This window comes from Propionicimonas sp. T2.31MG-18, from assembly GCF_964266745.1.
In the GTDB taxonomy this organism is placed as follows: Bacteria; Actinomycetota; Actinomycetes; order Propionibacteriales; family Propionibacteriaceae; genus Propionicimonas.
Genome location: NZ_CAXWGX010000029.1, coordinates 1 through 18879 on the forward strand (window position 1 = coordinate 1; position 18879 = coordinate 18879).

The window sequence follows — 18879 nt, forward strand, 5'->3', positions numbered from 1 at the left end:
TGAGTATGTCAACTCGACTTGGCCCCACCAGGACGGCTTGAGTTGGCCCCACCTGCTCGGGTGTGGGCGAGGCGGTAGCTGGTCGTGCCGGTTTCGATGATGGTGGCGTCGTAGGTCAGGCGGTCGACGATCGCGGCGCACAGGCGGGGGTCGGTGAAGGTCTTGGTCCAGCCGCTGAAGGGCTCGTTGGACGCGATCGCGATCGCGGTCTTCTCCTCGCGCTCGGTCAGGACCTGGAATAGGAGTTCGGCGCCGCGACGGTCGAGTTGGAGATAGCCCAGCTCATCCAGACAGAGGAGATCAACCCGGCCGTAGCGGGCGATGACTTTGGTGAGGGCTCGGTCGTTCTCGGCTTCGGCGAGTTCGTTCACGAGTCGGGAGGCGAGGACGTAGCGGACCCGGTGGCCGGCTTCGGCGGCGGCGGTGCCGAGCCCGATCAGCAGGTGTGTCTTCCCGGTTCCGGAGTCCCCGATCAGGCACAGCGGCCGGCCTTTGGCGACCCACTCGCCGCCGGCGAGGGTGTTGATCACCGCAGGGTTCAGGCTGGGGTTCGCGGCGTAGTCGAGCTCGTCAAGGCGTTTGGGTCGGGGGAAGCCGGCCTCATGGACCCGGCGGGCCCGGCGGCGTTCGTCACGGTCGTCGCACTCGGCCAGGAGAAGCTCGGCGAGGAAGCCTTGGTAGGTGTGCTGCTCGCGGGTCGCGGTCGCCGCTGCTTGGGCGGCGCGTTCGCGGATGGTGGGCAGGCGCAGGGTCCGGCAGGCGGTGTCGATCGCGACCTCGACGGCCTGGTCGGTGAGCTGGGTCATGTGGGGTTTCCTCCGGTGAGCAGGGTGTCGTAGGCGTCGACCGTGGGCAGCGGCCGGGTGTCGGCCGGATAGGCGATCCGGCCCTCGGCGGTGACCAGCCCGAGCTGGGGCCGGGTTTCGCCGGCGCGGCGGACCTCGACAGCGACCGCTTCCGGGGACAGCGCCCCCACTTGGAGGGCGGCTTCGAGGCCGGCGAGGACTTGGCGGTGGGGGTAGGTGCGGTGCAGCAGCAGGGCTTCGACCAGGGCTTGGGTTCCGGTCTTGTCGCCGTAGCGGGCCTTGGCCGCGGTCCAGTACCGCTCGTGGGTGCCGGTGAACACCCCGGCCTTGCGGGCCTGGGCCAGGGCGGTCGCGCCGGGCAGCGCGCCGGGCTTGTAGGCCAGCACCTCCAGGTAGTGGTCCAAGACCAGGGTGACCGAACCTCGTTCGGTGGCCCGTTCGTGTTCGGCGACCAGCCGGGGCCCGTCGAACACCTGCACGCTGGTGGCGCGGAGCAGGACTCGGACCTGGCGGCCGACGTAACGGACCGGTACCGAGTACTGGCATTGCCGCACCGTGACGCGGGCGTGCCGGTCGACCCGGGGCCGCAGGCTGATCCCGGTCTCGAACGGCTCAGCCGGCAACGGCCGCAGCAGCGGCTGTTCGACAGCGAAGTCGTCCCCGACCAGCGAGGTTCGTTGCCCGACCCGGCGGTGATCATCCTTCGCGTCACACTTGGCGAGGTAGGCGTTCAGCTCGGCGAGGGTCTCGACTTTCGGCATGGGGACGGTGTGGTTGCGGCGGAACCGGCCACCCTCGCCCTCGACACCGCCCTTCTCGTGGGCGCCTTCGACACCGGGGCGGCAGTAGAACACGTCGAAGCCGTAGTGGGACCGGAACAGCACCCACCGGTCGGACTCGACCCTGGTCCGGCCGGTCAACACCCTGGAGACGGCGGCTTTCAGGTTGTCGTAGCGGATGTGAACGAACGGGGTCCCGCCGAGCTGCTCGAAGGCGTAGCGGTGGCCGTCCAGGAACGCTTCCTGCGAGGCCGTCGCATAGGCGCGGTGGATCGCCTTGCCTGAATACGACAGCCGCAGCGTGAACATGAACACCTTGGTCTTCACCCCGGCCCACACGATCCACAGATCAGCGAAGTCGACCTCGGCCTCGGCACCGGCCGGGTGGGTTTGCGGGACGAACACCTCAGCCAGCTGCCGACCCGCCTCGGCGGCGATCCGCGGGCGGGCTTCACGCACATAGTCACGGACCGTGGAGTAGGCCACCACCAGTTGGTGCTCCTCCAAGAGGCGTTCCCGGATCCGCAGCGCGGTGTGACGCTGCTTACGCGGGGCGTCCAGATCCGCCCGGAGCATCGCGTCGATCAACGGCTTCACCGGGTCCAGCACCGGCGCCGCACGCACCGGCACCTTCCGCGCGGGTGGCTCAGCAGAGGCCAACGCCTGCCGGACCGTGCGCCGGTGGACCCCGTGCCTCGCCGCGAGTTCGCGGATCGACACATCCGGATCATCCCGCCGGTCCCTACGGATCGCTTCGAACACCCTGACACGACTCCCAACAGACACTCCGGCCCACCCCCACACTCATCGACGAACTTGCCGTCGACCAGCGTCAGGTGGGGCCAGATCAGACCGTCACAACCACCCCGGAGTGTCGCGGCCGGGGCCAGATCAGACCGTCACAGTGGGGCCAAATCAGAGTGTCATTCCCAACACCATCAGACGCCGAATCGCTGCGGGCGTGCTGCCGGCGTCCCGGTGCGGCGCGCGACTCATTCGCGTACGAGCGGCAGACCTGGAAAGCGTCCTTCACCCGATCGCGATCGGTCAGCGGGCGCAGTGGCGCCGCCGAGCATGGTGAGGAGAGCCCGGGCCGATGCGCTCCCCAACAGACGGGCCCACGCACTGCCTACCTGCACGCGTTGCGGGGGCGCAGTCCGCAAGTTATCTTGGAGGCGTGATGGATGAGCCGATCATCGCACCTTCGGCTTTCAAACACGGCCTCAGCCGTGAGGACATCCTGCACGCATACAGGAACCCCCTGCGGATCTGGGATCTCGGAGACGGGCTCACCATGATGATCGGCCCCAACCGGGCCGCCCTCATCCTCGAAGTCGGATACGTGGAAGGCGACGTGGCGATGGTGATCGTCCACGCCATGCCGGCCCGAGACAAGTTCCTCAGGTGATGACGATGCCCCGCACAGTTGACGAGATCCTCCAGCACGCAGACGAACTTGCCGCGCGGTTCGAGGACTACGAGCCCGACCCCGCCGACGAACTCGACCCCGGCGCCGTCGCGCTGCTCCGCGCCGCAATCCAGGAACGCTCCGAAGCCGAGCGGCACGTCCTCGACGCGATCAAGGCCGCGCGGGAAACGGGCATGTCTTGGGCGGCCATCGGGCTCTTCGTCGGCACCTCAGGAGAGGCCGCGCGCCAGCGCTACGGGAACAAGGTCGCATAAGGCACCACCGCCCGCCAAGGCCTGGGCAATCTGGCGCGCCAAACGTGCTCATCACGCCACTTCAGCGCCCGGTGTCAGCGTCCAGTGGCAGCATTGTCATATGCCGAGCGAAACCCAATCCGGGCCCCCTGCGCAACCTCCGCCCGACCGTGAGTGGGTGACGACGGAGAGCATCAGGAATGAGCCAAAGCAGACCGGGTCTCGCTCGGGTCCAGTGAGACGCGGAAAGGAGCGGTCGTGAGCGACGCCAACCCTCAAGGGGGCGCCACGCCACCGGCTCCACAGCCGCCGCCTGACCGGAGTTGGGTCACAACGGAGCTGATCAAGGAGAACCCTCATCCGCCGGCGGCTCCACGTCCGGAGAAGACTGAGAAGCTAGTGAGCTAGGGGTTGGAGTGAGTACACACGATTCGGAGGCGAAGCCCTCTGGGCCACCGGAACCTGCGCCGAAGCCGCCGGCAGACAAAGGTTGGCTGTCGACCGCCACCTTGAAGCTCAGCGATCCATCCACCGGCGAGACCTTCGCCGCTCCCTCTGGCGAAGGATTCTCGGCGATACCGCCGGATTCGATGGAACGATGACCCCAGTTCGCGGTAATCAGGGGCGCAACAGCAACACACCCAACGCGCTCCCTAGTGCACCGGACCGGCGGCTGCAGGGAGTAATGCCGGACTCTGCCCCCAAACCACCGCCCGATCGCACGTGGGTGACCACCGCATCGTTGAGAGCAAGCGGCCAACCCAACGACCTGACCGGCAATGATGAGTGACCAAGGCGTCGTCTATTCACGGTTCATCGATAGTCAACTGGAAGCCGAGCTTGCCCGCCGCGCATCGCTGGACGACCGCGGCGCCAAGCTTCAGCAGGCCGCGAGTGTCACCGTGGGGCTTCTGGCCACTGCATTGGGCCTGCTTCTCGGCAGTACTCAGGCACTCTCTGGTTGGCCCCTTGGCCTGTTCGTAGCTAGCTTCGTAGTGCTCGTCGCAGCATTCCTGTGCGGCGTCTTCGCCACGAGGCTGACCACCTACGAGGTGGCCGACTCCGCAACCTTTGCCAAGATGCTCGGCGATCACTGGGTAGACAGTGAGGTCGACAGCCGCAACGTCACGGCTTGGCTCAACGCAAGGACTGTCGAAGCAATGCGCCCCGGAAACAACTTCAAGGCGGCAATGCTCTCATTTGGGATCTGGGCTCAAGGCGCCGGGATCCTCGTGGGGGCCATAGCGGTGATCCTCGTGGCCGCTGGAGGCATTTCGGCCCACACGCCTCAGATCCTTCCAACCGTCTCGGCGCCGGTTCCCACAGCAACTCCCAGCTGACGAGCCCTTGGCGGCCGCGCTCCTGGGACTTGGCTAGGTGGACTCCCACGACCTCGCCAGCCCCTGGATGCCTTCAGCCAAATCTGAAGGAGAAGGCACGCTCCACTACCGGACCAACGCCGCGCTACCCCGCGCTATCACTCGGTTCGGCGAGCAGCGCCATGCGCTCGGCGATGATCCGGTCCCTGCCCTCGGCGACGTGCTGGTAGACCAGCGCTGCCTTCGTCGTGGAGTGACCCATCCGCGCCATCAGCTCTGCCAGCGTGGCGCCAGCTTGAGCCGCCATCGTGGCCGCACTGTGTCGGAGGTCATGGACCCGCAGGTCCGGCCGGCCAGCGACTCGACGGGCGCGGTGGTAGGTCTTGAAGAGTGTGTTCACGTGTAGGTGGCCGGTGCGGGCCGCGTTCGGGAAGAGCAGACCGTCCGGGCCAGACATGGCGTGCTCGGCGAGATGCCGCTTGAGCGGCTGGCGAAGGTTCGGCGGCAGCGCGATCGTGCGAACGCCTGCGCGCGACTTCGGCGTACCGACCGTCGGCTGGCCCTTCCGCCACACCACGGCCCGTTCGACCCGCACCGTCATCGAGGCCAGGTCGACGTCCTTGCGCCGCAGCTCGCTGACCTCTCCCCAGCGGAGGCCGCACCAGGCGGCGAGCAGGATCAGCGCGCGGTACTTCTCGGGCATGTTCTCCACGATCGTCGCGATTTGCTGCGGAGTGGCGGGCTTGGGCTCGAAGGTACGGTGCACGACGATCGGGCGCTCGACCTTGCATGGGGAGTCGGAGATGAGCGGGCGGCGACCGGTGCTCGCACTGCGCATGATGGTCGACAGCAGCGCGTAGGCGTGGCTGCGCCGAGTGGGCGCGGCGGGCAGCAGGGTCGCGTACCAGTCGTCGATGTCGTCCGCGGTGATGTCCCCGAGCCGCATGTCGCCGAGTTCGGGGTAGATCTGCTTCTCGAGGAGGGCGTGATAGAGGTCCATCGTCCTCGGTTTGAGCGGCTGGCCGTCGCGGGTGCGGCGGTTCTGGATCCAGGTCTCTGCGTACTCTCGCAGCGTGGGGGTCTCGACCTCCTTGGGGTCGGGCGGTCGCCAGCGGTGCTCCTCGATCTCCGCCCGGCGCATCGCGAGCCAGGCGTCGGCGTCGCCCTTCGTCTCGAAGGTCACGGGTGCCAGATGACGCTCGCCGTCCTCGCCGAGATAGCTCGCCTGGTACCGGCCAGACCTCTGCTTCGCGATCTTGCCGAACGACCGCCGCCGACGGGTAGGTTGGGTTCGACCGGACGCACGGGACGCTGAGGCCACTCGAGACGTGGCAAGCGGCTGACCCGCTGTCCGCGGTCCGGTACCCGTCATCCTGTCACCTTCGCTCTGCATCCTTATTGCATCCTAACGCATCCCAACTTGGGCCCATTTCTGCCTACTTCTGCACCAGACACCGTGCCGCAATGTCGGGCATATCACCTAGTCAGTGAGCGGTAATCCGGTAGTCAGACCAAGCCTCCGAGAGGCCTTAGGTGTGCAGTTCAAATCCTGTCACCCCGACGGCATGAAAGCCGCTCTCACCAGGGACTAGATCCCCAGCGGGAGCGGCTTTCCGCGTTTGGTGCGCCAGCTCATCCGGCCGAGCGTGGCCCCCCAGGCTCCCCGAATCGGCGTGCACCGTTCCTGACCGAGTATGGGTCACAACGGTGCACGTTGAGGGATGGGAAGGGGCAGGGGCCGCGTCGAGGCCGTTCGACGCGACCCCTGCTGCTCGTGGGTCGGCTATGCCGCCGGCGGGGCCGTGCCGGCGTCGATCGCGCCGGACCTCGCCGCCCGGATGAGGGTGCGGTAGTGGCCCGCCGCAGCCTTGGGGATGACCAGGCCGCGGGGGAAGTCGACGTAGAACAGCCCGTAGCGCAACTGGTAGCCGAACGACCACTCGAAGGTGTCCATGAGCGACCAGTGGAAGTAGGCCTCGACCCGTGCGCCCTGGTCGATCGCGTTCCCCATGGCGGCGAGGTAGCCGTCGAGGAAGCTCACCCGCTCGACGTCGTTGCAGCTCCCGTCCGGGCCCAGGTAGTCCCACAGCCCGATGCCGTTCTCCGTCACCCAGATGGGTAGGTCCGGCGCGCGGCGCGCCACCCTGAGCAGCACGCGCGTGAAGCCGTCCGGACGGACCGCGACCCCGTTCCCGCTGCGCGGCTCGCCCACCGGGAGCTTCTCGATGCCTCGCACGACGATGTCGGTGCCAGGACTGGCCGCGCGAACGACGTTGTGCTCGTAATAGTTCACCCCGAGGAAGTCCAGGGGCACGGCGATCGCGGCGACGTCGATGCCGTCCAGCGCCGCAGCCAGGGCCTCCGCCCCGAAGTAGGCGGCGGCATCGTCGGGCACCGTGCCGTCGAGGACGGCGTCCAGGAACAGGCGGTTCTCCACCAGGTCGGCCCGCTGGACGGCCGCGAGGTCGGCAGCGGTCGGACCGGCCGGCTCGAGGTCGGAGAGGTTCATCGCCATCCCGACCCGGGCGGACGGGGCCTCGGCCCGCAGCGTCCGCACCGCGTGCCCGTGGGCGTGCAGCTGGACGTAGGCCGCGCGCAGCGCGGTCGCCTCGTCCTGCACGCCAGGCGCGTGCAGCCCGGAGAGGTGCCCGTGGAACGCTGCGCAGAACGGCTCGTTGATGGTGATCCAGTCCCCGACGAGGTCGCCGAACTCCCTCACCGCGACCCCGACGAAGTGGTTGAACGCCTCCGCCGTGGCCACCTGGGTCCACCCGCCCCGGTCCTGCAGCCACTGCGGCAGGTCCCAGTGGTAGAGCGTCACCGCCGGCGTGATCCCCCTGGCCAGCAGCCCCGTGAGCACACGGCGGTAGTACGCCACCCCGGCCGGGTTGGTCGTGCCGTCCGGGCCGGTGATGACCCGGCACCACGCGACGGAGAGGCGGTAGGTGTCCAGCTCCAGCCACGCAGCCGCATCGAGCATCGCGTCCGGGTTGTGGTAGATGTTCGCCGCGACCGCCCCGGTGTCGCCGCGGACGACGGCCTTCGGCCTGGCGGCGAAGGTGTCCCAGATGCTCGGGCAGCGCCCGTCGTCGGCCACCCCACCTTCGACCTGGTAGGCGGCCGTCGCGCTGCCCCAGCGGACGGCGTCGAGTGTGTTCATGGTGGTTCTCCTGACTGCGGGGATGTCGGGCTCAGTAGCCCGTGCGGAGCCCGCGCAGCAGGTAGCGCTGCAGCGCGAAGCAGAGGACGACGGCGGGGAGGGTGAGGACGATGCCGCCGGCCATCAACTCGCCCCAGTAGATCTTGTAGCCGGTCTGCATCTGCAGCAGGCTCGAGGTCAGCGGCATGACCTCGTCGTCGGTGATGAAGGTCATGGGGAAGAGCAGGTCGGTCCAGCCGGCGAGGAAGCTGAACAGGACCGCCGTCATGATGCCTGGACGCGCCAGCGGGAGCACGATCCGGAAGAACACCGCGAAGGGGGAGAGCCCGTCGAGCTCTGCGGCCTCCTCGATCTCGCGGGGGACGGTCTCGAAGAACGGCTTGAGGATCCAGACGACGAACGGGAGGTTCAGCACGGTGACCCCGACGATCACCCCGGTCACCGAGTTCAGCAGCCCGAGGGTCTGCATGATCACGTACAGGGGGACGACCAGGGCCGCGGGCGTCACCATCCGGGCGACCATCAGCAGCGCGAGCGCGAGCCCGCTTCCCCGCCACGGGTACCGGGCGAACCCGTACGCGGCGAGACCGCCGACCACCACGCTGACCACCACCGTCACGACCGCGATCACCGTCGAGTTCACGAAGGACGTGCCGAAGTGGAACCGGGTGAACAGGTTCGCGTAGTGGTCGACGGTGAACGCCGCGGGCCACGCCAGCGGGGTCCTGCTGAAGATCGCGGAGTCGGGCTTGACCGAGGTGAAGGCCATCCACAACATGGGCAGCAGCATCAGGACGGCGACGACGGTCAGCACCAGCGCGGAGGCGTTCACGCCGAGCCGCTTCCTGGCGGCGTAGGACAGGGTCATGAGGCCCGCCTCCGCTGGGTGAAGAGAAGAGCACCGCCGAACACGAGCGAGATGGCGAGCGCGGTGATGGCCTGCGCGGCGGCGCTGCCGAAGTCGAGGTGGGTGAAGGCGGTGCGCCAGATCAGCAGCGGGAAGACGCGGGTGGCGTCGCCCGGGCCGCCGCCGGTGGTGGCGAAGACGGTGTCGAAGACCTTCGTGAACGCGTCCACGGCGCGGAAGGCCGCGGTGATGACCATCACCGGGAGCACGGACGGCAGCGTGATGGAGAACAGCTGGCGGACGGCTCCCGCACCGTCGAGCTCCGCGGCCTCGTACTGCGACGGCTCGATCGACATGACGGCCGCCAGCATCACGAAGAGGACGAACGGCATCATCTTCCACGAGTCGATGACCACGATCGAGAGCATCGGGTAGCTGACCAGCCAGGTCGTGTGGGTGCCCAGCAGCGCGTTGACCGCGCCGAATTGCGCGTCCAGGACCATCCGCCAGGCATAGGCGCCGGCCACGGCAGGGACGGCGAACGGGATGATGTAGGCCGAGCCGAGCACCCGGGCCGCGAGCCGCGACCCCCGTCCCCTGGCACCGAGCATGACGTTGGCGAGGAGGACCGCGCACGTCGTGCCGATGACGATCTCGAGCAGCACAGAGGCGACGGTGAATTGCAGCGTCACCGCCAGCGAGTTCGCCACCGTCGAATCGGTGAACAGGCGGACGTAGTTGTCGAGCCCCGCCCAGGTGACCGCCGAGGAGGACAGGGGCCGGTAGGTGCTGAACGACAGGTAGAGCAGGTAGAGCAACGGGTAGGCCAGGATCGCCCCGACCACGACGAGCGCCGGCAGTGTGAAGGCCACCCCGATCCGGCTCCGGCGCGAGGACGTTCGGGCGCCCGGCCGACGGACGGCGGCGACCCCGGACGGGGAGGCGGCGTACGCCTCCCCGTCCAGCGCGCTGGCGGGCACGGTCACTCGATCGCCTTGCGTCCGGCGAACTTCTCGTTCTGCAGCCAGGCCGCCGCCTCGGCAGCGGTCATCTTCCCCGAGTTCACCTTGGCGATGGCCTCGGAGACGCCGGAACTGAGCTCCCCTGCCCACGTCGTGTGGTTGTAGGTCAGGCGACCCGCCACCGACTTCAGCATCGGGAGCTCCGGCAGCGCCGCAGCGAAGTCCGCGGATTCCTGCTGCGAGGTCAGGACCGGCAGGTTCCCGGTCTGCGTGGCCTCGGCGAGCTGGAACTCGTCGCTGAGCATCCACGCGATGAACGCGCCGGCGGCGTCGGGGTTGGGCGCCTTCTCCGGGATGGTGGCCAGCATCGAGCCGAGGTGCGTCTTCACGCCCGCGGGCGGCGCCATGGCGAGGCGGTCGCCCATGTCGGCCCCCAGCGTCCGCCAGGCGTACAGCCAGTTCTGGTAGATGGCGATCGAGCCGGCCTTCATCTGGTTGTCGCAGTCGAAGAAGCTCAGCGACTCCCACCCCGGCGCGCTCAGCGACGTCAGCTTCTTGATGTACTCCAGCGACTTGACCTGCTGCGGCGTGTTCAGGGTGAGCTCGCCGGTGGACAGGTCGCCGTAGTTCGCGTCCTGGCCGTAGGTGAAGTAGGTGTTGTCGAGGAAGATCGACCAGTCGACGCCGCCGAGGCAGGTGCCGTAGAGGCCCTTGTCGGGACGGTTGAAGAAGGTGGCGATGTCGACCAGCTCGTCGAAGGTGGTCGGCGCGGCCAGGTCGCGTCCGTACTTGGCCTTGAACGCTGCCTGCTCCTTGGGGTCGGAGAACAGGTCCGCGCGGTAGAGGGTGACCGGGAAGTTGTAGTACTGCGGCGCACCGACGAAGGCGCCGGCCTGGGTGGTGAACAGCTCGTGGTTGGCAACCTTGTCGACGACGTCCTTGCCGAGGTACGGCGTGAGGTCGCGCGCGTGCGCGTGGGTGAGCATCCACTCGGCGTCGTCACCGCCGCCGAGGAACACGACGTCGTAGGTGCCGGCGTCCTGCGCGAGTTCAGCGACCTTGCGCTGGCCCCACACGTCGCGGGCGACCTTGTCGACCTTGACCGTGATGCCGGATTTCGTGGTGAATGCTGCGGACTCGCCGGCGAGCGAGTCGGTCTCGGGGCCCTCTACCGCGAGCACGCGGATCTGGCCGGACGGAGCGCTCCCGCTGGTGGCGGGGGTGGTGCCGGGGGCGGCGGCGGTGGTGGTACAGCCCGCGAGCAGTGCGAGCGAGATGCTCGTCACTGCTGCACCCGTCATGACAGGCCGGGCATGAGGACGGTGGATCATGGTTCTCCTCGTTGAGTGTTGTGGTGCGGGACGGCGGCTAGGCGCCGTCGAGTGCGGTGGGCGCGTGGCGGGCCCGGGTCGCGGAGCGCGACTCCTCTCTGGCTGGGCTTGAGTTCAAGCGGTGGTCGGGTACCAACCCGGACTCGATGAAGAGGTCCACCGGGAGGGTCGCCGCGCCGAGTGCGACGGCGTTGACCCCCAGTCGGGATCGCTCCACCACGGCCTGTTCGCCGGGCTGCTTGAGGGAGAAGCGGCGCACGGCTGCGCTCAGCTCCTCGGGGTGGTCCCGGGCGATCAGGTCGCCGAACCAGCCGCCGACGATGATCTTCTCCGGGTTGTAGAGGTTCACGAGGTTGGCCAGGGCGAGGCCCAGGTGTTCGATCGCGGCGGCCACCGCGCGCTGCGCGGCGGCGTCGCCGTCACGGTAGGCGGCCAGCAGCGCGTCGACGCCCTCCGGCTCGCGTCCGGTGTACTCGTCGCGGCCACGCCAGCTGCGCAGGACGGCGGAGGCGCCCACGATGGCCTCGACGCAGCCGGCCGATCCGCAGCGGCACGCGGGGCCGTCCAGGCTGATCTTCGTGTGGCCCCACTCGCCGGCGCTGCTGCTCGCACCGCGGTAGAGCCGTCCGTTGGTGATGATCCCGGCACCGGCTCCGTCGCCGATGAGGGCGACGATCGCGTGCTCCACGCCCCGTGCCGATCCGTACCAGGACTCGGCCTGGGTCGTCGTCTTGGCGCCGTTGTCGACCAGCACCGGCAGTCCGAGCGTCTCCTCCAGCCAGGCGAACACGGCGGTGTCCCAGCCGATCACGTCCGCGTGCACCACGGCGGACGGCGTGGCGGGGTGCTCGACCACGCCGGGCACCCCGAGCCCGAGCCCGATGACCTGCGCCGCGTCGACCCCGGTCTCGGCCAGGAGCTCCGTCACGTGCGCGGCGAGGATCTCCCCCACCCGGGACGGGTTGATCCGGCGCCCCGGGAACGGGGTCGTCCGCTGGGCGAGCCGCTCGAGGGTGAGACCGAAGATCGCCGTCGTCACCTGCGTCTCGCTGACGTCGGCGCCGAGGACGTAGGCGGCCGCCGGGTCCACGTGGAGCAGGACGCGGCGCCGGCCGCCGGCCGAGTCGAGGAAGCCCGCCTCGCGAACGGTCCCCTCCTCGATCAGCTCGGTGACCACGCTCGTGACGGTCGCCGGAGACAGGCCGGTGGTGGCGCCGAGGTCGCTCCGGGAGGTCTCACCCATCAGCACCAGCTCGCGCAGCAGCATCGCGCGGTTGCTGCGCCGCACATCTTTCACCGATGCTTTCTTCGCCATGGCTTCCCTTCGTTCGCACCTTAGTTTAAGTTACGAAATAAGCCTGTCAAGAGCCATCCCACCAACTCCGGGAGAGGGAGTCAGATGACCACAGGGCCGCTGCGCAACGACCACCTCGATGCATCGCTGCCGGCGCACGAGCGCGTGGAGTCCCTGCTCGCGCAGATGACGGTCGAGGAGAAGGCCGGCCAGATGATGCAGCTCGACGCACGGGGCGACATCGAGGACGCCGTGCTCCGGCTGCGGGCCGGGTCACTCCTGCACTCCTCTCCCGACCACGTCCGCCGTGCGCAGCACCTCGTCCGCCGGACCCGCCTCCGCATCCCCCTCCTCATCGCCGACGACTGCATCCACGGCCACTCGTTCTACGAGGGCGCGACGATCTTCCCCACCCAGCTCGGCATGGCCTCGACCTGGGACCCGGCGCTTCTGGAGCGGGTGGCCCGAGCCACCGCGGAGGAGGTCGCCGCGACCGGGGTCCACTGGACCTTCTCCCCCGTCCTGTGCATCGCGCGCGACCTCCGCTGGGGCCGGGTCGGGGAGACGTTCGGCGAGGATCCCCACCTGATCGGCGCGCTCGGGGCCGCGATGGTGCGCGGCTACCAGGGCGACGGCCTCGGCGACCCGACAGCGATCCTGGCGACGGCCAAGCACTTCGCCGGCTACTCCGAGACCCAGGGAGGTCGCGACGCCAGCGAGGCCGACATCTCCCGGCGGAAGCTCCGATCCTGGTTCCTGCCCCCCTTCCAGCGCGTCGCGCAGGAGGGCTGCCGGACCTTCATGCTGGGGTACCAGACGATGGACGGCGTGCCGACCACGGTGAACGAGTGGCTCCTCCACGACGTCCTGCGTGAGGAGTGGGGCTATCGCGGAGCGCTGGTCACCGACTGGGACAACGTCGGGCGGATGGTCTGGGAGCAGCGCGTCCAGCCCGACTACGCCGCGGCCTCGGCCGCCGCGGTGCGGGCCGGCAACGACCTGATCATGGCAACACCGGGCTTCTTCGACGGCGTGCTCGACGCGATCGGCCGCGGCCTGCTTTCCGAGGAGGAACTCGACGACGCGGTCCGCCACATCCTCACCCTCAAGTTCGAGCTGGGGCTGTTCGAGGACCCACGCACCCCAGACGACGAGCGCATCGCCACCACCGTCGGCGCCGGCCGCCACCGCGACCTCAACCGCGAGGTCGCGCGCCGCTCGCTCGTGCTCCTCCGCAACGACGGCGTGCTCCCCCTCCACCCGCAGCAACCGCTGCGGGTGGCGGTGGTGGGAGCACTCGCCGACGATGCGCAGACCCAGCTGGGCGACTGGGCGGGGAGCTCGGGCCAGGTCGACTGGATGCCGGACGGGCATCCGCGCGCCCTGATCACGACGGTCCTGGACGGGTTCCGGCTGCTGTCCCCGCCCGGCTCGACCGTCACCTACGCCCATGGCGGCGACATCCTCGAGTTCGCTCCCGACCCCCTCGGCCCGGTGCAGCCGGACGGCCAGCCGCGTCCGCCGATCGCGCTCTCCCGCCGGCCGGACGCGGGCGCGATCGCAGAGGCGACCCGGGCCGCCGCCGGCGCGGACGTCGTGGTGGCGGTCGTCGGCGACCTGATCGACCTCGCCGGCGAGTGCAGGTCCACGGCGACGCTGGACCTGCTCGGCGGCCAGCGGGAGCTCCTCGAGGCCGTGGTGTCCACCGGGACGCCGGTCATCGTCGTGCTCCTGGCGTCCAAGCCGCTGGTGCTGCCGCCCGTGGTCGATCAGGCGGCCGGCCTGGTCTGGGCGGCCAGCCCGGGCATGGAGGGCGGCCGGGCGATCGCCGAACTGGTGTTCGGCCTGGTCGAGCCTCGCGGGCGTCTGCCGATCTCGTTCCCGCGCCACGTCGGCCAGCAGCCGACCTACTACAACCAGGTCCGCGGCCAGCACGGCCATCGGTACGCCGACCTCACCCAGGACCCCGCCTTCGTCTTCGGCGAGGGACTCACCTACGGCGACGTGCGCTACGAGGAGGTGTGGGTCGAGCGGACCGAACTCTCGCCCCGGGACACGGTCCGGATCCGTGCACGGGTCCGCAACGTCGGCGCCCGCGATGCGACAGAGGTCGTCCAGGCCTACGTCCGCGACACCGTCACCTCCGCCAGCTGGGCCGACCGCGAGCTGAAGGCGTTCACCCACGTCGCGATCCCTGCAGGAACGGCCGTCGAGGTCGGACTGGAAGTCCCCGTCGCGGAGTGCACGATCGTCGACCGCCACGGACGCCGCGTCGTCGAGCCGGGTGACTTCGACGTCCTCGTCGGCCCGTCCTCGCGCCTGGAGCACCTCACCGGGGTCCGCTTCCGCGTCACCTGGGACGCCGCGGGCGACTCACTCCAGCCTGAGCAGCCACCCGCGTAGCAGCCCCTCGAGCTGCGCGCGCTCCTCAGGGCTCAGGACGGAGACGAGGCGGGCCTCGTTCCGCATGTGCTCGGTGAAGGCCTCGTCGATCACCCGCAGGCCGGCGTCGGTGAGGCCGACGATCCGTCCGCGCGCGTCCGCGGCGTTCCCGCGCCGCGCCACCAGGCCCGACTCCTCGAGCCGGTCGATGCGCTTGGTGATCGCCCCGGTGGTGACCATGGTGTGCCGGGCGAGCTCCCCGGGCGCCAGCTCGTACGGCGCCCCCTGGCGACGCAGCGCGGCCAGGACGTCGAACTCGCCCTCGCCGAGGCCGTAGCGGCGGTAGGTCTTGATGACCTCCTCGCGCAACCGGTCGCCGAGCCGGTGCAGCCGGCCGATCACGCCGGCGGGGCTGACGTCGAGGTCGGGACGCTCGAGGCGCCACTGCTCCTGGATGCGGTCGACGTGGTCGTTCTCGGACATGCGGGAATAATACCTTCCACGGAAGGCATTATTGCTTCCATGGAAGCTAACGGACGCTGGGTCGCCGTCACCGCCATCGCGCCGATCGTGTGGGGGTCGACCTACTTCGTGACCCGGCAGTTCCTGCCCGCGGACGCGCCCCTGTGGGGGTCGGCCATCCGAGCGCTGCCGGCGGGCATCGTCCTGCTCCTGTTGGCCCGCAGCCTCCCCCAGGGGTCCTGGTGGTGGCGGTCCGTCGTGCTGGGGTTCCTCAACTTCGGCGGCTTCTTCGGCCTGCTCTACGTCTCCGCGATCCTGCTGCCGAGCTCGGTCGCGTCCTCGATCATGGCCCTCGCGCCGCTGGCCCTCGCCGGCTTCGGTTGGGCGATCCTCGACCAGCGGCCGGGCGTGCGGATGGCGCTGGGCGCCGCCGGGGGGATCCTCGGCGTCCTGCTGATCGTGGGCGCGGGCACCACCAGCGCCAACCCGTGGGGCGTCCTGTCGTCCCTCGCGGCACTGGTCATGTCGTCGGTCGGGGCCGTCCTCAGCCGGAAGTGGGGCGAGGGCGTCCCGCTGCTGGCGTCGACGGCCTGGCAGGCGGTCGCCGGCGGCCTCATGCTGCTCGTCGCTGCGGTGGTGTTCGAGGGCACGCCCCCCGCCGTCGGCCCGGTCGAGCTGGCCGCCTTCGCCTACGTGTCGCTGATCGCCACAGCCCTCGCCTCGCTGTGCTGGTTCGCCGGTCTCGCGAAGCTCCCCGCCGGGACGGTGGGCACGATCGGCCTCCTCAACCCGGTGACCGGCGTCCTGCTCGGGACGCTGGCCGCCGGCGAGCAGCTCACCTGGCAGCAGGCAGCGGGCATCGCCCTCGTCCTGGCAGCGATCGCTGTCGGCCGGACAGCGCCGCGCGTCCCCGCCCCCACCCGCCGGGCCGGGGGCGGCTACGTCCAGCCTCTGGAGAGCACGTCGTCCAGCGCGGCGACGTAGTGGTCGACGTCCGCCGTCGTCAGGGTCATCGGGGGCTTCACCTTCAGCACGTTCTGGCGCTCGGAGGTGACCTGGTCGATCACCCCGCGCGTCAGCAGCGACTCGCACAGCAGCGCGGCCTCCACGGCCGCCGGGGTGAGCAGCTCCGGGTCGCTGACGAGCTCGACGCCCTGGTAGAAGCCGCGGCCGTGCACGGCGCCGACGAGCGGGTGCCGCCGCGCCAGTTCGGCGACCTGGCCCGCGAGGTAGGAGCCGACCTCCCGCGCCCGGGCCATCAGGCCCTCGCCCTCGATCACCTCCAGCACGGCGAGCCCCGCTGCGCAGGCGGCCGGTGAGCCTCCCGTCGTGGAGAAGAACAGCCCCTCCCTGCCCAGAACCGAGCTGATCTCCCGTCGGGTGATCACCGCCCCGAGCGGGAAGCCGTTCCCCATAGCCTTGGCGCACACGATGATGTCGGGACGCGCCCCCTCGGCCTGGAAGGCCCAGAAGCTCGTGCCCGTGCGCCCGTACCCGACCTGCACCTCGTCGGCGATGCCGAGTCCGCCGGCCCGGTGGACGAGGTCGATCACGCCGGCGAAATAGCCGGGCGGCGGTACCACGCCGCCGGCGTTGCCCAGGATGCTCTCCATCACCACCGCCGCCGGAGGCGTCCCGTTGGCGACCAGGCCGTCGACCAGCCGGCCGGCGTCGCGGAGGTAGGACGGACCGGCGTCCGGCCCGCGGTACCGGCCCCGGTACGGGTTGGGCGCCTCGGCCAGGCTCACCCACGACGGACGGGTGTGCAGTGCCGACGGGTTGTCGTAGGCGGACGTCGTGATCGCGTCCGCCGCCATCGACCACCCGTGGTAGCCCTCGCGGTGGGCGATCACCTGGGAGCGGCCCGTGGCGAGCCGGGCGATCCGCAACGCGAGGTCGACAGCCTCGGTGCCGCTGTTCACCAGCAGGACGCTGTCGTAGCCGCCGTCGCCGGTGGTGGCGAGCAGGCGCTCGGAGAAGTCGCCGAGCGAACGGTAGAGGAACCGGGAGTTCGTGTTCAGCAGCCCGAGGCTCCTGCTCACCGCACGGCGCACCGCCGGGTGCGAGTGGCCGACCGCGGCCACGTTGTTCACCAGGTCGAGGTAGGCCCTCGCCTCGGTGTCGACCAGATAGGCGCCCCAGCCCCGCACGATGGTGGGCGGCTCTGCGTAGTAGCGCTCGGTGTTGTCCGGGAGGAACCGGTTGCGGCGCGCCTGCTCGGCAGCGCTCGCAACCGCCGGCGCCACCGGATCGGGCTCCGGGAGCCCGATCGCACCGTTCGTCCCGCCCACCAGCGGCGCGTAGCCGGGAGCGAGGTCTGCGCGGCAGAAGGCCGGGAGCGCCGCGTCCCCCTCGACCAGCTGGACGCGGACGCGGTGGCACGCACTCTCGGCATCGGCGACGGCGGTACCGATCGCCTCGCCCCGGTCCAGGCGTTCGCCCGGCACCACGCCGGGCGACGGCGCCAGACCGCCGAGCACGAGCAATCGCCCGTCCCCGGTGCGGAGGTCGACGCCATCGGTCCGGGCACCGGCCACCTCGAGCACCGCGGTCGCCTCGAGGGTGAAGGCCTGGCCGGAGACGAACTCCGCGACCAGCGAGAACGGCTCCAGTGCGGCGGCGTCGAGGGCCGGGCGGCTCCGGCTCAGCCGGTACTCGCCCTCTGGGATCGCGTAGACCGTCGCCGTCCGGGCGGTGCGGGCGCCCAGCACGTGCGCCTCCGCATGCTCGTCGAGCCAGCGACCGTCGTCGTGGCCCTCCGAGGCGGGCCCGAGGGGGAGGACCTGCGGCGTCGCGCCGCGTGGGGCCACCAGCTGCGGGCACGTCACCGGCGCCGGCGGCGTGCGCCGGGCCAGGAACAGGTTCGTCATCACCGGCACGGGCAACGCCCGCGCCCGCTCGAAGCAGGCCCACTCGTGGTCCATGCGCTCGGCGGCGTAGTCGTTGCCGGGGTCGATCGCGAGCTGCTGCCAGCCGGACACCACCAGCACCGCGCAGCGTAGCTGGACGAGCGGCCAGGCGGCCCGCACCTCGGCCTCGGTGAGGCCGGTCCCGGCGTCGAAGGCGTCCACCATGTCGGCCAGGACGTCCAGCCCGGCGAACTCGTGGTGCAGCATCGAGGCGAGCAGGACGGCCAGCTCGCCGATCCGCCAGCTGGTCGCCAGGTCGCCGAAGTCGATCACCCCGACCGGCTCGAGCACGCCGTCCGCCGCCGGGACGGCGACGACGTTGTCGTCGGTGATGTCCCCGTGGACCACCTGGGTGGGCAGCCCGTCCGCGACCCGCTCGACGGCCGCCCACGCGGCCTCGGCCACGTCCAGCACCACGCCACGCCGGTCCTCGGGCACGGAGCCCACCAGCTCGCGCACGACCTGCAACGGCACGCGCAGGTCCCACTGGGAGTCGCGCGCGTGCACCCCTGGGACGCCGCCGAGTGCCGCGCTGACCCGTCCCGCCAGGCGCGCCAGCGCGCGGGCGACCCGTCGCGACAGGCGGGGGACGCCGACCAGCTGCGTCCCCTCGACGAAGGTGAGCAGGACGACGGTGTGCGCGGCGCCGTCCGCGGCCGTCCAGTGCTGGCGGTGGGCGCCGTCCAACCCGGGGACCGGCTGCGGCGCGGGGATGCCGGCGCCAGCGAGGAGGCGCATGGCGGCGAGCTGGTCCTCCACCAGTCCCGGCGGCGTCGCGGCGTGGAAGATCTTCAGGACGTGGCGTCCGTCCACGCCGGAGACGAGGTAGTTGCGGTCCTGCTGGCTGCCGAGCTCGGAGAGCGTCCCCGCGACCCCGAAGAGGTGTGCGAGCAGGCGCCCGGCTGCGGCCTCGTCCACCTCGGGACGGCCGCGCTCGTAGGTGGATGCCAGCCCGGAGCCCTCCAT

The 18879-nt window shown here is 70.4% G+C and carries 15 protein-coding genes; 5 read left to right on the forward strand and 10 right to left on the reverse strand.

What is annotated here, in order from left to right; genetic code table 11:
* Positions 1-8: 8 nt before the first annotated feature.
* Together istB and istA are read right to left on the reverse strand one after the other, a co-directional pair.
* Complete coding sequence (gene istB / locus ACFQQJ_RS15945; RefSeq protein ID WP_377108040.1) at positions 9-806, reverse strand: IS21-like element helper ATPase IstB; 798 nt, start codon at positions 804-806, stop codon at positions 9-11.
* Positions 803-2371, reverse strand: a complete 1569-nt coding sequence (gene istA, locus ACFQQJ_RS15950) for an IS21 family transposase (RefSeq protein ID WP_377108042.1) — start codon at positions 2369-2371, stop codon at positions 803-805. The genes istB and istA overlap by 4 nt, the downstream gene beginning before the upstream one ends.
* A gap of 394 nt (positions 2372-2765) precedes the next feature.
* Here istA and ACFQQJ_RS15955 point away from each other — a divergent pair, with 394 nt between their 5' ends.
* The 3 genes from ACFQQJ_RS15955 to ACFQQJ_RS15965 all read left to right on the forward strand — a co-directional run bounded on the left by ACFQQJ_RS15955 (position 2766) and on the right by ACFQQJ_RS15965 (position 4587).
* The gene (locus ACFQQJ_RS15955; RefSeq protein WP_377108044.1) at positions 2766-2993 is read left to right on the forward strand and encodes a hypothetical protein; all 228 of its coding nucleotides are present in this window, start codon (positions 2766-2768) and stop codon (positions 2991-2993) included.
* Between the two features lie 5 nt (positions 2994-2998).
* The gene (locus ACFQQJ_RS15960; protein WP_377108046.1) at positions 2999-3268 is read left to right on the forward strand and encodes a hypothetical protein; all 270 of its coding nucleotides are present in this window, start codon (positions 2999-3001) and stop codon (positions 3266-3268) included.
* 758 nt (positions 3269-4026) lie between these two features.
* Complete coding sequence (locus ACFQQJ_RS15965) at positions 4027-4587, forward strand: hypothetical protein (protein WP_377108047.1); 561 nt, start codon at positions 4027-4029, stop codon at positions 4585-4587.
* A gap of 124 nt (positions 4588-4711) precedes the next feature.
* Here ACFQQJ_RS15965 and ACFQQJ_RS15970 read toward each other — a convergent pair whose 3' ends face one another.
* From ACFQQJ_RS15970 to ACFQQJ_RS15995, 6 genes are all read right to left on the reverse strand, one after another.
* Positions 4712-5749, reverse strand: coding sequence for a tyrosine-type recombinase/integrase (locus ACFQQJ_RS15970; protein ID WP_377108049.1), 1038 nt, complete (start codon positions 5747-5749; stop codon positions 4712-4714).
* Positions 5750-6349: 600 nt separating this feature from the next.
* Positions 6350-7726, reverse strand: coding sequence for a glycoside hydrolase family 1 protein (locus ACFQQJ_RS15975; protein WP_377108051.1), 1377 nt, complete (start codon positions 7724-7726; stop codon positions 6350-6352).
* A gap of 31 nt (positions 7727-7757) precedes the next feature.
* Positions 7758-8594, reverse strand: a complete 837-nt coding sequence (locus ACFQQJ_RS15980; protein ID WP_377108052.1) for a carbohydrate ABC transporter permease — start codon at positions 8592-8594, stop codon at positions 7758-7760.
* Positions 8591-9559 carry a carbohydrate ABC transporter permease gene (locus ACFQQJ_RS15985; RefSeq protein WP_377108054.1) on the reverse strand — a complete coding sequence of 323 codons (969 nt, stop codon included), beginning with the start codon at positions 9557-9559 and terminating at the stop codon, positions 8591-8593. The genes ACFQQJ_RS15980 and ACFQQJ_RS15985 overlap by 4 nt, the downstream gene beginning before the upstream one ends.
* Positions 9556-10836, reverse strand: a complete 1281-nt coding sequence (locus ACFQQJ_RS15990; RefSeq protein WP_377108056.1) for an extracellular solute-binding protein — start codon at positions 10834-10836, stop codon at positions 9556-9558. Before ACFQQJ_RS15990 ends, ACFQQJ_RS15985 begins: the two co-directional genes overlap by 4 nt.
* A 67-nt stretch (positions 10837-10903) precedes the next feature.
* On the reverse strand, positions 10904-12181 hold the full coding sequence (locus ACFQQJ_RS15995; RefSeq protein ID WP_377108057.1) for an ROK family protein: 1278 nt from the start codon (positions 12179-12181) through the stop codon (positions 10904-10906).
* Positions 12182-12265: 84 nt separating this feature from the next.
* Between ACFQQJ_RS15995 and ACFQQJ_RS16000 the strand changes: the two genes are divergently transcribed.
* Positions 12266-14563, forward strand: a complete 2298-nt coding sequence (locus ACFQQJ_RS16000) for a glycoside hydrolase family 3 N-terminal domain-containing protein (RefSeq protein ID WP_377108058.1) — start codon at positions 12266-12268, stop codon at positions 14561-14563.
* On the opposite strand, the gene ACFQQJ_RS16005 is transcribed toward ACFQQJ_RS16000, so the two are convergent.
* On the reverse strand, positions 14534-15025 hold the full coding sequence (locus tag ACFQQJ_RS16005; protein ID WP_377108059.1) for a MarR family winged helix-turn-helix transcriptional regulator: 492 nt from the start codon (positions 15023-15025) through the stop codon (positions 14534-14536). The two genes, ACFQQJ_RS16000 and ACFQQJ_RS16005, sit on opposite strands and share 30 nt — an antisense overlap.
* 39 nt (positions 15026-15064) lie before the next feature.
* Here ACFQQJ_RS16005 and ACFQQJ_RS16010 point away from each other — a divergent pair, with 39 nt between their 5' ends.
* Positions 15065-15988 carry an EamA family transporter gene (locus ACFQQJ_RS16010; RefSeq protein WP_377108060.1) on the forward strand — a complete coding sequence of 308 codons (924 nt, stop codon included), beginning with the start codon at positions 15065-15067 and terminating at the stop codon, positions 15986-15988.
* Here ACFQQJ_RS16010 and ACFQQJ_RS16015 read toward each other — a convergent pair.
* Entirely contained in the window at positions 15943-18879 is a 2937-nt protein-coding gene (locus ACFQQJ_RS16015; protein WP_377108061.1) for an aminotransferase class III-fold pyridoxal phosphate-dependent enzyme, read from the reverse strand. The two genes, ACFQQJ_RS16010 and ACFQQJ_RS16015, sit on opposite strands and share 46 nt — an antisense overlap.